A 14,219-nucleotide genomic window follows, 5' to 3' on the forward strand; every position below is an offset into this window, starting at 1 on the left:
AGGGCTCCCACTTTGGGGGAGCTGGCGAACGTATGTGAGCCTGAGAGGGCTAGCCCGTTCGAGTGAGAAGTATTTCTTTGTGGGAAAGGAAGATCATTATGCAGTATCAAGAAGTTGCGGGCGGCATCTGCGCGCCCAAGGGCTTTGCAGCGGCTGGCGTGCACTGCGGCATCCGCGCAAACCATGCAGAAAAATACGATCTGGCACTCATCAAGGCGGACGTGCGCTGCGCCGCCGCCGGTGTGTACACCACCAACAAGGTCTGCGGCGCACCCATCAAGGTGGACCGCGCCCACCTGAAGGACGGCTACGCACAGGCGATCATCGTGAACAGCGGCAACGCCAACACCTGCGCCGCCAACGGCGTGGCTCTGGCCGAAGAATGCTGTGAGTTGGTGGGCAAGGAGCTGGGCATCGACCCGCAGGACGTTCTGCCCGCCTCCACCGGTGTCATCGGTCAGCCCATGGTCATCGACCCCTTTGCCCGGGGCATCCCTGCCGCCGCCGCAAAGCTGGCTGCGGACGAGCAGGGCAGCACCGATGCCGCCACCGCCATCATGACCACCGACACCCACAAAAAGGAATACGCCATCCAGTTCGAGCTGGGCGGCAAGACCTGCACGGTGGGTGCCATTGGCAAGGGCAGCGGCATGATCGCCCCCAATATGGCAACCATGCTGGCCTTCTACACCACCGATGCCGCCGTCTCGCCCATCCTGCTGGAAAAGGCCCTCAAGACCGTGGTGCCCGGCACCTACAACCAGATGAGCGTGGATCTGGACACTTCCACAAACGATACCTTGATCATCATGGCTTCCGGCCTTGCAGGCAACCCGGAGATCTGCGAGGAGAACGCGGACTACGAAGCCTTTGTTGCCGCGCTCACCGCCATTGCAGAGCACATGTGTGCCGAGCACGCCGGTGACGGCGAGGGTGCCACCCACCTCATCACCTGCGAAGTGACCCACGCCCCCGACCTGAAGACCGCCCGTGCCGTCAGCCGCAGCGTGGTGTGCTCCAACCTGTTCAAGGCCGCAGTGTTCGGCCGCGATGCCAACTGGGGCCGCATCCTGTGCGCCATCGGCTACACCCCCGGCGATTTCTCCATTGATAAGGTCTGCGTCTGGCTTTCCAGCAAGGCCGGTGAGGTGTATGTGTGCGAAAACGCCGCCTACCACCCCTACAGCGAGGACGAAGCCGCCAAGGTGCTGGCTGAGCACGATGTGCTGGTCAAGGTGGACATGGGCACCGGCGATGCATCCGCAAAGGCATGGGGCTGCGATCTGACCTACGATTACGTCAAGATCAACGGCGACTATAGAACTTAATGGAACTCCCCCAGTCGCCTGCGGCGACAGCCCCCTCAAGGAGGGAGCCTGAAAGCCTCCCTCCTTGAGAAAGACTCCCCCGGCCGGGGGAGGTGGCACGAAAGCGCCAGAAGGGGAATGGGTGGCATCGCGTAGCGATGACGGAAGGAGTTCGTCTGGTGGAAAACGAATGCCGGAGCAAGCGTGCTGGCGGCAAGGAGAGCATATGAAAAACGAAGAAATGGCGCGCCTTTTCTCTGAGGCGACACCCTACATCCAGAAGTATCACGGAAAGACCATGGTGGTAAAGTACGGCGGCAATGCCATGATCAACGAAGAACTGAAAAATGCCGTCATGAACGATCTGGTCACCCTTACCCTGCTGGGTGTGCGCGTCGTGCTGGTGCACGGCGGCGGCCCGGCCATCAACGAGATGCTGAAGAAAGTGGGCGTGGAGAGCCATTTCGCAAACGGTCTGCGCGTGACCGACGATGCCACCATGGAGATCGTGCAGCAGGTGCTGGCCGGTAAGGTGAATAAGGATCTGGTTGCAAAGCTGCGCGGCCGCGGCGTGGGCCTGTGCGGCATGGACGGTCAGATGCTGCGCTGCACCGAGCTGGACCCCCAGCTGGGCCATGTGGGCGAGATCGTGCATGTGGATGCTACCCTGATCGCAAGCCTGCTGGACGGCGGCTTCATCCCCGTGATCGCCACGGTGGGCATGGACGATCTGGGTCAGGCCTACAACGTGAACGCCGACACCGCCGCTGCGCAAATCGCGATTGCGCTGAAAGCGGAGAAGCTGGTATCCATGACCGATATCGCGGGCCTGCTGCGGGATAAGGACGACGAGAGCACCCTCATCCCCGAGGTGGAGGTGTCCGAGATCGAGGGCTATAAGTCCGCCGGCATCATTGCGGGCGGCATGATCCCCAAGATCGGCGGCATGGCCGATGCCATCTATCAGGGCGTGCACGAGGCGGTCATCATCGATGGCCGCGTGCCCCACTCCATCCTGCTGGAGCTGTTCTCCAACCGCGGCTCCGGCACCCGCTTTTACCGCCGCAGCCACCGCGAATAAGCATTGCGCAGGTGCCGTGCAGGCGGTATAATAAGAAAAATGACCCTCTCAAGCCTTTGCCAGCATTTTCTGGCGCGAAAGCGCCTGAGAGGGTTTTCTGTTCACAGTTTCTGTTCACAGGAGGGTACACCTATGGATTCTGAAAAAGTCATCAAGCGGGACGGCGAATACGTCCTGCACACCTATAACCGCAACCCTATTGTGCTGGAAAAAGGCCACGGCCTGCGCGCCGCAGGCCCCGAGGGCCAGCAGTATCTGGATTTTACCAGCGGCATTGGCGTGAACAGCCTTGGCTACTGTGATCTGGACTGGGCCGAGGCCGTTTCCGAGCAGGCCCACAAGCTGCAGCATACCTCTAACCTTTACTACACCGCGCCCTGCGGCAAGCTGGCCAAAAAGCTGTGTAAGCGCACCGGCATGAGCAAGGTGTTCTTTGGCAACTCCGGTGCCGAGGCCAACGAGGGTGCCATTAAGGCCGCGCGCAAGTACAGCGTGGACCACTACCGCAAGGACCGCACCACGGTCATCACGCTGGTGAACAGCTTCCACGGCCGCACCATCGCCACCCTGACCGCCACCGGTCAGGAGGTGTTCCACAACTACTTCGGCCCCTTCAACGAGGGCTTCCTGTATGCTCCGGCAGGCGATATCGAAGCGCTGGAGGAGCTGGTGGACCGCACCACCTGCGCCGTGATGCTGGAACTCATTCAGGGCGAGGGCGGTGTGATGGCGCTGGACCCGGACTACGTGCAGGCCGTGCGCAAGCTCTGCGACGAAAAAGACCTTGTGCTCATCGTGGACGAGGTGCAGACCGGCGTGGGCCGCACCGGCACCTTCCTGTGCTGCGAGCACTACAACCTCAAGCCGGACGTGGTCACGCTGGCCAAGGGTCTGGGCGGCGGCCTGCCCATCGGCGCAGTGCTGATGAACGAAAAGGTAGCCGAGGGCATGGGCCCCGGCACCCATGGCTCCACCTTCGGCGGCAACCCGGTGGTCTGCGCCGGTGCCAACGTGGTGGTGGACCGCATGGACCAGAGCTTCCTTGCCAATGTCAACGAGCGCGCCGTCCAGCTGCGCGCAGGCATCGCAAAGCTGCCCCATGTCAAGAGCATTTCCGGCATCGGCCTGATGGTGGGCATCGAGTTCTACGACCTCAAGGCCGCAGATGTGCTGGCCGCCTGCCGCGAAGCGGGCCTGCTGGTGCTGACAGCCAAGACCCGCCTGCGCCTGCTGCCGCCGCTGACCCTCAGCGAGCACGATGTGGACATGGCGCTGGAGATCCTGAGCGATGTGCTGGGCAAGATGGAGCCGACGGCTCCGAAGGAGCAGGCATGAAAAATCTGCTGAAAATGAGCGACCTCTCCCCTGCCGAGCTGACCCACATTCTGGATGTGGCCGATCAACTCAAGGCACAGCAGAAGCTGGGTGGCACGGCCCCGCTGCTGGCAGGAAAGACGGTTGCCCTGATGTTCTCCAAGGCGTCCACCCGCACCCGCACCAGCTTTGAGGTGGGTGTGTACCAGCTGGGCGGTCTGGGCAACTACATGAACACCGCCGAGCTGCAGGCCGGGCGCGGCGAGCCCCTCAAGGACACCGCCCGAGTGCTGGGCCGCTACTACGACTGCGTGGTGTGGCGCACCTACCGCCAGAGCGATCTGGAAGAGTTTGCCGAGCTGGCCGGTGTGCCGGTGATCAACGGCCTGACGGATTACGCCCATCCCTGCCAGGTTCTGGCCGACCTGATGACCATTCGGGAGCGCCGGGGCAGCCTTGCGGGCCGGAAGCTCTGCTTTGTCGGCGACGGCAGCAGCATGGCAAACAGCCTCATCGTGGGCGGACTGCTGGCCGGGATGCAGGTCACCTGCGTCTGCCCGCAGAGCTACCGCCCGGCGGCGGATGTGCTGATGTTCGCCCACAAGTACGGCAGCGCTTTCCACCTGACCGCAGACCCTGCCGAGGGTATTCAGGACGCCGACGTGGTGGCAACGGCTGTGTGGAACACCGCCAAGCCCGGCACGCCGGAAAGCGAGCAGCGCCTGCGGGATTTCGTGGGCTACCAGCTCACCGGAAAGCTGCTAGAAAGCGCAAAGCCCGATGTCATGGTGCTGCACTGCCTGCCCGCCCACCGGGGCGAGGAGATCTCCTCGGCGGTGTTCGAGCAGCACGCACCGGAGATCTTCGATGAAGCCGAGAACCGCCTGCACGTGCAGAAAGCCGTGCTGGCCATTCTGCTGGCGGGGAAATAAAAACAGAACGCCAACAGGGCCGCCGCACATCGTTTGTGCGGCGGCCCTGTTTTTTATCGTGGGAGATTTGTTGGTGGAATAGAGCGTTGGCTGTGCGCTGCGGTGAAATGGCGTCAACCGATACTTTGCTGGCGCTCGTCCCCATAGGTCTCTATGTAGCGGAAGAACAGGTATTCGCACAGCATCAGCAGCTGTACGCGGGACTGCACCGGAAGGCCGGAGCACACAAAGTTTGTGGCGTTGACATACAGGTTTTCATCTGCCATGCCGCTGAGGGTATTGTTGCCGAGATTTGTAAAGGAAACCAATGCGGCACCACGGCTTTTGGCAACCGTTGCAGCGGCAATGATCAGACTTGTTTCGCCGGAAATGGAAAGGGCCAGAACCAGATCATCGGAAGTCAGCTGCCGGGCGCTGATATTCATCAGGGTGCTGTCATCGTAACAGAAGGCGGCCTTGCCGATGGTCTGCAGCCGCTTTGCAAGTTCGGAGCCGGGCATTCTGCTGCTGCCTACGGCATACAGCTCAATGCGGCGGCTGCAGTGGATCAGCTCTACGATACGCTCTACGGTCTCCTCCGAAACCATCTCGATGGTTTTGTGGATATCCCGGAAAAAGTCGGTCGGGTGAGACTTTCGCGGCGTTTCCTCCGGCTCAAACAGATCCATGCGCAAAGATGCCTTAAAATCGGAATAACCACTAAAACCGAGCTTCTTGCAAAAACGGACGACAGAAGCCGGTGAGATGAACAACCGGTCCGCAAGTTCCGTCACCTTGAGATTGGCGATCTCGGTGTGGTTGCGAATGCAGTAAGAAAGAAGCTCATTATCGTTTTTGTTCAGCTGGGGCGTGTGTTCTGCAATGCGGGTGAAAAAGTCCATGATGTCCTCCGGCGGGAAGGCTTTGAAGAAAGTTAGCAGGTGTGAAAATATTTTCAGACTCTGGAATTGTTTCAACTTGGGCAAACTGGTTCAAAACTTTCAAAACGCCTTTAAAAAAATGTTCATATCGGTTATATTATAGTCACTCTCCAAAGCGCGCGCAAGGGTAAAATCAGAAACATGATCGCAAAACGAATGTGAGGTTTCAAAAATGGAAGGATTTAAAGTTGTTATTGTCGGCGGCGGCTCCAGCCATACCCCCGGCATTATCCAGAGCCTGATTGCAAATCTTGACCGCTTCCCGCTGAAAAAGCTGGTGCTGTACGATATTGACCCGGATCGTCTGGAGCTGGTCGATACCCTGTGCGGCTCGCTGATTGCAAAGCTGGATCCGGAATGCGTCTACTTCACCACCACGGACCCGGAAAAGGCCTACACCGATATTGACTTTGCCTTTGCTCAGATCCGTCAGGGCGGCATGGAAATGCGTGAGAAGGACGAGAAGATCTCGCTGGAGTTTGGCGTTGTGGGTCAGGAGACCTGCGGCCCCGGCGGCATGGCATACGGCCTGCGTTCCATCCCCGGCGTGTTCCAGGTGATCGACGATGTGCGCAAGTACGCACCCGAGGCATGGATCATCAATTACTCCAACCCTGCTGCGATCGTGGCTGAGGCCACCCGCCGCAAGTACAACAACTATAAGATCCTGAACATCTGCGATATGCCGGTAGCCATCATGCTGTCCTTCGCAAAGATGCTGGGTCTGGAAAAATACAACGATGTGGACCCGGTCTACTTTGGTTTGAACCACTTTGGCTGGTGGACCCACCTGTACGACAAGAGCGGTGTGGACCGTATGCCGGAACTGAAGGAAAAGATCATGAAGTTCGGTCTGGCTGCTTCTCATGATAAGCACCACTCCGATCCTTCCTGGCGCCACACATGGGAAAACTTTAAGGAAATTCTCACCGACTTCCCGGAGTATCTGCCCAATACCTACCTGCAGTACTATCTGTATGCCAAGGAAAGCGCCGAGGATATGGATCCCAACTACACGCGTGCCAACATGGTCATGGATGGCCGTGAGAAGGACATGATCGAGCAGGCAAAGCTGATCCGCGAGAGCGGCGGCAAGAAGGAAGCAAACCTGAATCTGTTCAATGCTTTTGGCGATTTTATTGTGGATGTGGCATGTTCCATTGCCTATAACAATGCGGACCGCTATCTGGTCATTGTGGAAAACAAGGGCTGCATCCCGCAGATGCCGTATGATGCCATGGTGGAAGTTCCCTGCTACCTGCGCAAGTGGGGCCCGGAGCCTGTTACCATCGGCAATATCCCCCAGTTCCAGCTGGGCATGATGATGCAGCAGGTCTCTTCGGAAAAGCTGATCGTGGATGCTTATTTTGAACACTCCTACCAGAAGGCACTGGAAGCATTCACGATGAACAAGACAGTTCCCTCTGCCAAGGTGGCACGCAAGATCCTGGATAAGATGATCGAAGCCAATAAGGGCTACTGGCCCGAACTGCACTGAGATCCTCAGGAGGTAAATCATGGAGAAGAGAGAGAAGAAAGTTACCTTTTCACAGTTCCAGAAACTGGGAAAAGTTCTAATGACGCCTGTCATGATCCTGCCCATCGCAGGTATTCTGGTGGGCATTGGCTCTGCGTTCACGACAAAGAACATTGTGGCACTGTGGCCGGTTCTGGGCAATACCTATGTCAAGCTGTTCTTTAATCTGCTCAAGGCCATGGGCAATACCATTAACTCCTATCTTCCAATCATTTTTGCTGTTTCCGTTGCCATCGGCTATGCGGAAAAGGAAAAGGGCATCGCAGCATTGTCCAGCGTGATCGGTTTCCTCGCCATGAACAATGTGATGAATATCCTGCTGACCAGTCTGGGCATTCTGGACCCTGCGGCGATGAAGACCGGCCAGTCCATGGTCATGGGCATCGCTTCGCTTGACACCGGTGTATTCGGCGGTATTCTGGTGGGTCTGCTGGTTGCAAAGCTGCATAACAAATACTATAATATTCAGCTGCCGCCGGTTCTGGGCATCTTCTCAGGCACAAAATTCGTGCCGATGATCTCGCTGCTGGCCTGCTCTGCGCTGGGTCTGGTAATGTCTGTGGTGTGGCCCTTCGTTCAGACCGGTCTGGGCTTCATGGGCGAGATCATTTATGACACTGGCATGGCAGGCAGTGTGATCTATGGTCTGGCAGAGCGTGCGCTGCTGCCTTTTGGCCTGCATCACTTTATTTACACTCCGTTCTTCTTCACAAACCTTGGCGGTTCCATGGTCATTGATGGCACGCTGTATGAAGGCGCGGTGAACATTTACAACGCCATGCTGGCTTCTCCGGATGCCATGTTTGACGTGAACATTACCCGCTTTATCATGAACGGCAAGGTTATTTTTGCTATGTTTGGTCTGCCCGGTGCGGCTCTGGCCATGTACCATTGCGCAAAGCCGGAGCGTAAGCCTCAGGTCAAGGCGCTGCTGATCGCAGCCATCATCCCCTCCATCTTCACTGGCATCACCGAGCCCATTGAGTACAGTTTCCTGTTTGCGGCTCCGCTGCTGTTCGTGGTGCACGCTGGCTATGCAGGTCTGGCCTACCTGCTGACTTACATCTGCAAGGTGAATATCCCGGGGCCCAGTTCCTTCGGCGGCCCTTTCCTGAGCACGATCTTCAATGGCATCATGCAGGCGGATAAAGGCTCTAACTGGATCTGGGTGTTCATCATTGGCATTCCCTGCTTCTTCCTGTACTATTTCACCTTCCGCTTCATGATCACCAAGTTCAACTACAAGACTCCCGGCCGCGAAGATGATGGCCAGGAGGTCAAGAAGCTGGACAAGAAAATGAGCGACGAGATGATGGCGACCATCATTGAAGGTCTGGGTGGTGCAGACAATATCCAGCATGTGGATGCCTGCTTTACTCGACTGCGCGTCAAAGTCAAAGACAAGGCTCTCGTTATGCCGGATACTGACTGGAAGCAGAAGACGGGTGCAAACGGCGTCGTTCAGGTCGCAGATGGTGTGCAGATCATCTACGGTGCCAAGGCCGATATCTACAAAAACAACCTCAAGAGCGCTCTGAACATGGACTGATTTTTCAGTGCCGGTCAGGGTTTCCCGAATAAACAGCGAGGGCATCTGCCAACGGCAGATGCCCTTTCTGCATACAAAAAAATCAAACCTTTGCCGCGCCGCGGTCGAGGATCTTATCGAACCGGGCAAAGAAGGTGATGGTGGTGATGGTGGCGGCCAGAATGTCGCTGACCGGCTCGGCCAGAAACACGCCGAACACCGGGTTCGGCAGCAGGTGCGGCAGGATGAAGATGAGCGGGATCAACAGAATGATCTTGCGCAGGCAGGCCAGCAGCAGGCTGACCTTGGCCTGCCCCAGCGCCATAAAGCTTTGCTGGCAGGCGATCTGGAAGCCCATGGCAAAAATGCCCGCCATGTAAATGCGCATGGCCCACGTGGTGTACTGGATCAGTGCGGTGTCCGAGGTGAAAATGCCCGCCACCGCGCCGGGAAACAGCATCATCAACAGCCAGAACAAGCAGGTGTAGGCCCCGCACAGCGTCAGCTGAAAACGGAAGGCTTCCTTGACGCGGGCCTTCTTGCCTGCGCCGAAGTTGAAGCTCATCACCGGCTGTCCGCCCTGACAGATGCCCTGAATGGGCAGCGTGCACAGCTGGGATGCGCTGGTGATGACGGTCATGGCACCCACAGCCACATCGCCGCCGTACCGCGCCAGACTGGAGCTGAAGCTGATGGAAAGCAGGCTTTCGGTGGAGAGCATCACAAACGAGGAGATGCCCAGCGCCAGCACCGGCAGAATGATCTGCTTTTCCGGGCGCAGGTAGTCTCTGCGCAGGCGCAGGATGGTCTTTTTGCCGGTGAGAAAGCGGATGATCCATGCAGCGCCCACGGCCTGACTGAGCACCGTGGCAATGGCCGCGCCCCGCACGCCCAGCCCGAACCCGAAGATCAGGATGGGGTCGAGGATAATGTTGATCACCGCGCCGATCACGGTGGTAAGCATACTGGTCTTGGCAAAGCCCTGCGTGGTGATAAAAGGGTTCATGCCCAGCACCACCAGCACGAACACCGAGCCTGCAATGTAGATGCGGCTGTAGCTCAGGGCGTACGGCAGGGTGGCATCGCTGGCACCGAACAGCCGCAGCAGCACCGGTGCCCCGGCATAGAAGCCAATGGTCAGCACCACGGCAAAGAACATCAGTACGGTAAAGCTGTTGGAGATGATCTTTTCGGCCTGCTGCCTGTCCCCCTGCCCCAGAGCAATGGCGGTGCGCGGCGCGCCGCCCGCGCCCACCAGCATGGCAAAAGCGTTCAGCAGCATCAGAATGGGTGTGAACAGCCCCACGCCGGTCAGCGCTGCCGCGCCAATGCCCGCAATGTGGCCGATGTAAATGCGGTCCACGATGTTATACAACAGATTCACGACCTGCGCTACCACGGCGGGGATCATGAGCTGCAGCATCAGCTTTTTGATGCTGCCGGTGCCCATATCTTGTTTTGCCTGTGCCATTGGAATGCTCTCCTCTATACTTCAAATTTGAAAAATATCGTTCCTATTATACTCGGCTCCCGCCCAAAAGAACAGCCTTTTTTGCAAAGAAACCGCGCTTTCTGCCCCAAAAACGCAAAACGGCACGGCTGCGTATGGCTTGCAGCCGTGCCGTGCCGTAACGGGAGAAAAGTGTTGACGGAAAACCGCTTTTTTGCTATACTGTAAAGGCTAATATATGGAGATGTATCGAAGCGGTCGTAACGAGAACGACTCGAAATCCAAGTGGATGCTTCGCTGGATGTCTCCATATCACACGAGGAAACGTCAATTTTGATGTCCTGACAGGCTTCAAAGCCTGTCTGAACGATGCGTTTTCTAACAATATTCTAACAGCAACTGTTCCAAGTTTCAAGGCCAATTTACGATATACGAATCGTAAATTCGCCATGAAAATATACTTGGAGATGTATCGAAGCGGTCGTAACGAGAACGACTCGAAATCGTTTTGTCCTTAATCGGGCACGTGGGTTCGAATCCCACCATCTCCGCCAGAAGTCGCAGATTCAAACGGATCTGCGACTTTTTCTTTTGCATCAAGCAGAGAAAGATCGCTTTTTTCTTGTTGCAGTACTCTTTATATATGAACGATAAATCCATAATTACTTGGGGAATTTGGATTCTCCCAAAAGGTTCGCAATGACCCCAGCAGACCCCTGTTTGCTCTTGTAATCGAGATGTGCGTAGATGTCAGCGGTGGTAGAAAAGGTGCTGTGCCCCAGCCATTCCTGAACCTGCTTCATGGATACGCCGTTCATCACCATCAGGCTGGCGCAGCTATGCCGTTACGGTATAATAACGACAAACAGAAAAAGCCTTTATTTTCAAGGGGTTTGAGCGTTTGTCGTCTTTTATTCAATTCCTTTTCCAAGTTGAAAATTGACGAAAACTATAAAGAAAAAAGGAGGCTGTTTTATTAACGACAAAATTTAATAGTGCCAGCGGTCCGGCTTTATGTCTGACCGCTGGTTGCCGTGGGCGTTTCACTTTTATAGGTGGACGCCCTTTTTTCATACTCATTTTCGAGAGAAAGGAGATCCACATGGAATTAAACGAAATGGAAAAAAAGCTGCTCTTTCAAGTGGAGGGCGATTATCAGACAAAGATCCTGAATGAACTTTATATGACCGTGCGGTATTCAAATAATTCCGAACAGCGGGAGGCGGCAGAAGGTCTTATGGCAAAACTTCGTGTTCTGTCAAATGCAGAGTGCATGGACTTGGTAAAAGATATTCAGAAGAATTACCGTCTGCCCTATCCAGCCCGGACGATTGGAGAAAAGATCGCCGAGGCCAGACAACAATCAGGGGCAGAAAAATTGAAGGGGCATGACATCATGGCACTTGAACGCTTTGATCCAGAAGTAAAGCACATGATCGTCTTTGATGTATTGTCTTACGATTCCCCTGTTGGCGACAAAGGCGATAAGATGCGCTTGTTCCTTACAGATGCCGGCTATCAGAAATTTTTAGAGAGCCAGGAACGGGGCGAAGTGAAACTGAAAAACCATGCGAAGGTCTCTGACGGTCATCTCCATTATGACCGCAGGGATCATGCCTTGTAACGGAATAGTCGAAGAAAGGAGGCGGTACAATGGCAGTATTCCGTGTAGAGAAAACAAAGGACTTTACGATAATGAGCAATCACCATCTGCGCAATACGGAGTTGTCCTTAAAGGCAAAGGGGCTTTTATCACTTATGTTGTCGCTGCCGGAAGATTGGGATTATACCACAAAGGGACTCGCCCATATCTGCAAGGATGGTGTGGATTCTATCACTACTGCCCTGAAGGAACTGGAGCGGCATGGTTATCTCACCAGACAGCGCCTCCGCTATGATAACGGGCAGTTGGGAGACATTGAATATACGATCCATGAGCAGCCTGTAAGTACCGAAAACACAGGGCTTTCACCTAAACGGGAAAATCCAAGACAGGTAAAACCAGAACAGGCAAAACCTAAACAGGCGGAACCTGAACAGGAAAATCCGGCACAATTAAATACTAATCCATTAAAAACAAAAAAATCAAAAAAAGATAAATCAATAACTTATCCATCAATCTATCCGGCAGAGCCGGAAGCGGCAAACCGCACGGATGGGATGGATCGGATAGAGCTGATAGAAGCCTATCGTGAAATCATCAAAGAAAATATTGAATATGACTTACTGGTCTTACGGTATGGCAGGGAACGTTTGGATGAAGCCCTTGAACTTATGCTTGAAGTGATTTTGTCGAAACGCCCTTACATTCGCATTGCCGGAGATGATTTTCCGAGGGAGATCGTCAAGAGCCGGTTCCTGAAGATCAATTCCGGCCACTTAGAGTATGTCTTTGACTGTATCGACAAGAACACAACGAAGGTCGGAAACATCAAAGCGTATCTGCTGGCGGCGCTGTATAATGCCCCGGCTACAATGGACAGCTATTACCGTGTCGAGGTCAATCACGACCTGTACGGCTGTTAGGCACCTTTGGGTGTCTTTTTTCATTTCATCACAGGAAGGAGGCAAAGCACAATGAAAAGAAACACTGTGCCGGTACTATGCCCGGCGTAACCAAAGAACAGATTCAGGCAGCGCGGGAAGCTGACTTGTTTACTTACCTGCAATTCCATGAACCCGGCGTGCTGAAACAGGATGGACCTAATTTCCGGCATAAGGAGCATGACAGTCTGGTATATGTGACCGGGAAAAGGTACTGGTACTGGAACAGCCGCGGACGGAGTATCAATGCGCTGGACTACCTGATCCAGATTCGGGGATATGGTCTTGTGGATGCGGTTCATGCTCTGGTAGGTGGCGAAATCCCACAGGAACCGGCTTACCGAAGTACGGCAGAAATACAGGTATCAAAAGAGCCGGAAAAGAAAACATTCGCTCTCCCCTGGGCCAGACGTTGCGCGACCGCTGCGGTCTCCTATTTGCAGAAACGGGGGATCAGCTCAGAAGTCATTCGCCAGTGTTTACAAGCCGGGATTTTTTACGAAGCCCGGTATCATGGAGAACCGGTTTGTGTGTTTGTTGGGAAAGATGATTCCGGGAAAGCGAAGTTTGCCTGTATGCGCAGTATCAGCGGCAATCTCAAAAAGGATGTCTATGGCAGCGACAAAGGATATAACTTTTGTTATCCCCCGCAAAGTCCGGGCAGCCGGCATGTGGCAGTCTTTGAAGCTCCTATTGATGCGCTTTCCCATGCGACACTTCAAGAGCTGGAGGGATGGAAATGGAATGGTTATCGCTTGTCTTTGGGCGGTACTTCCCATGTGGCGCTGACTTCTTTCCTGGAACGCCACCCGGAGATACGGCGTGTTACCCTTTATATGGACCACGACCTTGCCGGATTTGTCAATGCCCGGAAAATCAAGACCATGCTTCACGAGGATAAACGTTTCCGTCATATCCGGGTAAGTGTCAACCCTCCCCGGATGGGAAAAGATTACAATGAGAAATTGCTGCTGGTTCGGGAACAACTGCAAACCAGCCAGCACCAACGCCGCCCAAAAGAGGCGGCTGTTTCAATTTAGGGAGGATTTCAACATGAATGGATCTCAACATATCTGCTTTACAGACAGCGCCGGAAAAGCGCTGTTTTCCATTCCCGACAATGGTTTACTCTGCCTGTTCTATGGAAACGGGGACAGGCACTTTGCTGTTTGTCATCGTCTGGATGACACCCATGCAGAAATTGACGGGGTAAATTATTCGCTGCCGGATTTTGCCAAAAGGATGAAACACAACCAGATCAGCTTTGCCCCGGCATAAGGCTGGAAAACAAATAACAGGAGGATTTGAAAATGAAAAAAATTGAAAATACCGCTTTGCAGATGATTGCCGAGGCTTCCCGGTGTCCAGACTACGGCCCCGATATGGTTAAATCGCTGATGAAAAAGCTGGACATGAACGAAAAGGGCTTTGCTCTTTTGATGAATGTTGCCCCATCCACAGTGCGTCTTTGGACCAGCGGAGCTGCACAGCCCTGCGGCACAGCAAAACGCCTCATGCAGATTTATGAAACCGGTCCGGAGATTGTCGGCAAGATTGCCGGCGGGCAGCTACCGGCAGATGGGAGGGATTGATTAAATGGCGGAGA

The 14,219-nt window shown here is 55.0% G+C and carries 13 protein-coding genes, 1 tRNA gene and 1 pseudogene; 12 read left to right on the forward strand and 3 right to left on the reverse strand.

Going from position 1 to position 14,219, the window contains the following annotated elements:
- The first annotated feature begins 98 nt into the window (after positions 1 to 98).
- The 4 genes from argJ to argF all read left to right on the forward strand — a co-directional run bounded on the left by argJ (position 99) and on the right by argF (position 4,634).
- Positions 99 to 1,328: a bifunctional glutamate N-acetyltransferase/amino-acid acetyltransferase ArgJ gene (gene argJ / locus J3348_RS12580; protein ID WP_005938553.1), complete on the forward strand. Its 1,230-nt coding sequence runs from the start codon at positions 99 to 101 to the stop codon at positions 1,326 to 1,328.
- 205 nt (positions 1,329 to 1,533) lie between these two features.
- Positions 1,534 to 2,388, forward strand: a complete 855-nt coding sequence (gene argB, locus J3348_RS12585; RefSeq protein ID WP_005938551.1) for an acetylglutamate kinase — start codon at positions 1,534 to 1,536, stop codon at positions 2,386 to 2,388.
- A 132-nt stretch (positions 2,389 to 2,520) separates the two neighbouring features.
- Positions 2,521 to 3,723 (forward strand): aspartate aminotransferase family protein, encoded by a 1,203-nt coding sequence (locus J3348_RS12590; protein WP_097774513.1) that lies wholly within the window; start codon positions 2,521 to 2,523, stop codon positions 3,721 to 3,723.
- Positions 3,720 to 4,634: an ornithine carbamoyltransferase gene (gene argF, locus J3348_RS12595; RefSeq protein WP_118527474.1), complete on the forward strand. Its 915-nt coding sequence runs from the start codon at positions 3,720 to 3,722 to the stop codon at positions 4,632 to 4,634. The genes J3348_RS12590 and argF overlap by 4 nt, the downstream gene beginning before the upstream one ends.
- Before the next feature lie 113 nt (positions 4,635 to 4,747).
- Here argF and J3348_RS12600 read toward each other — a convergent pair whose 3' ends face one another.
- Positions 4,748 to 5,515, reverse strand: a complete 768-nt coding sequence (locus tag J3348_RS12600; RefSeq protein ID WP_207699096.1) for a MurR/RpiR family transcriptional regulator — start codon at positions 5,513 to 5,515, stop codon at positions 4,748 to 4,750.
- A 211-nt stretch (positions 5,516 to 5,726) separates the two neighbouring features.
- Between J3348_RS12600 and J3348_RS12605 the strand changes: the two genes are divergently transcribed.
- Together J3348_RS12605 and J3348_RS12610 are read left to right on the forward strand one after the other, a co-directional pair.
- On the forward strand, positions 5,727 to 7,052 hold the full coding sequence (locus tag J3348_RS12605; protein ID WP_097774516.1) for a 6-phospho-alpha-glucosidase: 1,326 nt from the start codon (positions 5,727 to 5,729) through the stop codon (positions 7,050 to 7,052).
- A gap of 19 nt (positions 7,053 to 7,071) precedes the next feature.
- Positions 7,072 to 8,640 (forward strand): PTS transporter subunit EIIC, encoded by a 1,569-nt coding sequence (locus tag J3348_RS12610; RefSeq protein ID WP_097774517.1) that lies wholly within the window; start codon positions 7,072 to 7,074, stop codon positions 8,638 to 8,640.
- Between the two features lie 82 nt (positions 8,641 to 8,722).
- On the opposite strand, the gene J3348_RS12615 is transcribed toward J3348_RS12610, so the two are convergent.
- Positions 8,723 to 10,090 (reverse strand): MATE family efflux transporter, encoded by a 1,368-nt coding sequence (locus J3348_RS12615; RefSeq protein WP_207699097.1) that lies wholly within the window; start codon positions 10,088 to 10,090, stop codon positions 8,723 to 8,725.
- A 442-nt stretch (positions 10,091 to 10,532) separates the two neighbouring features.
- On the opposite strand from J3348_RS12615, the gene J3348_RS12620 reads away from it, so the two are divergent.
- Positions 10,533 to 10,623, forward strand: a tRNA-Ser gene (locus J3348_RS12620).
- 108 nt (positions 10,624 to 10,731) lie between these two features.
- On the opposite strand, the pseudogene J3348_RS12625 reads toward J3348_RS12620, so the two are convergent.
- Positions 10,732 to 10,914 (reverse strand): annotated as a pseudogene (locus tag J3348_RS12625) (tyrosine-type recombinase/integrase); the annotation flags it as partial.
- A gap of 257 nt (positions 10,915 to 11,171) precedes the next feature.
- Here J3348_RS12625 and J3348_RS12630 point away from each other — a divergent pair.
- The 5 genes from J3348_RS12630 (at position 11,172) to J3348_RS12650 (ending at position 14,205) form a co-directional block, all read left to right on the forward strand.
- Positions 11,172 to 11,693 (forward strand): DUF5720 family protein, encoded by a 522-nt coding sequence (locus J3348_RS12630; protein ID WP_005361050.1) that lies wholly within the window; start codon positions 11,172 to 11,174, stop codon positions 11,691 to 11,693.
- A 29-nt stretch (positions 11,694 to 11,722) separates the two neighbouring features.
- Entirely contained in the window at positions 11,723 to 12,595 is an 873-nt protein-coding gene (locus J3348_RS12635) for a DUF6017 domain-containing protein (RefSeq protein ID WP_207699099.1), read from the forward strand.
- A 77-nt stretch (positions 12,596 to 12,672) separates the two neighbouring features.
- The gene (locus J3348_RS12640; RefSeq protein ID WP_055156483.1) at positions 12,673 to 13,653 is read left to right on the forward strand and encodes a DUF3991 domain-containing protein; all 981 of its coding nucleotides are present in this window, start codon (positions 12,673 to 12,675) and stop codon (positions 13,651 to 13,653) included.
- A gap of 13 nt (positions 13,654 to 13,666) precedes the next feature.
- On the forward strand, positions 13,667 to 13,891 hold the full coding sequence (locus tag J3348_RS12645; protein WP_055156485.1) for a hypothetical protein: 225 nt from the start codon (positions 13,667 to 13,669) through the stop codon (positions 13,889 to 13,891).
- Between the two features lie 32 nt (positions 13,892 to 13,923).
- Positions 13,924 to 14,205 (forward strand): hypothetical protein, encoded by a 282-nt coding sequence (locus J3348_RS12650; protein ID WP_005361060.1) that lies wholly within the window; start codon positions 13,924 to 13,926, stop codon positions 14,203 to 14,205.
- The last annotated feature ends 14 nt before the right edge of the window (positions 14,206 to 14,219 follow it).

Origin of the sequence: Faecalibacterium sp. Marseille-Q4896, assembly GCF_017377615.1 — a bacterium.
Classification (GTDB): Bacteria; Bacillota; Clostridia; order Oscillospirales; family Ruminococcaceae; genus Faecalibacterium; species Faecalibacterium taiwanense.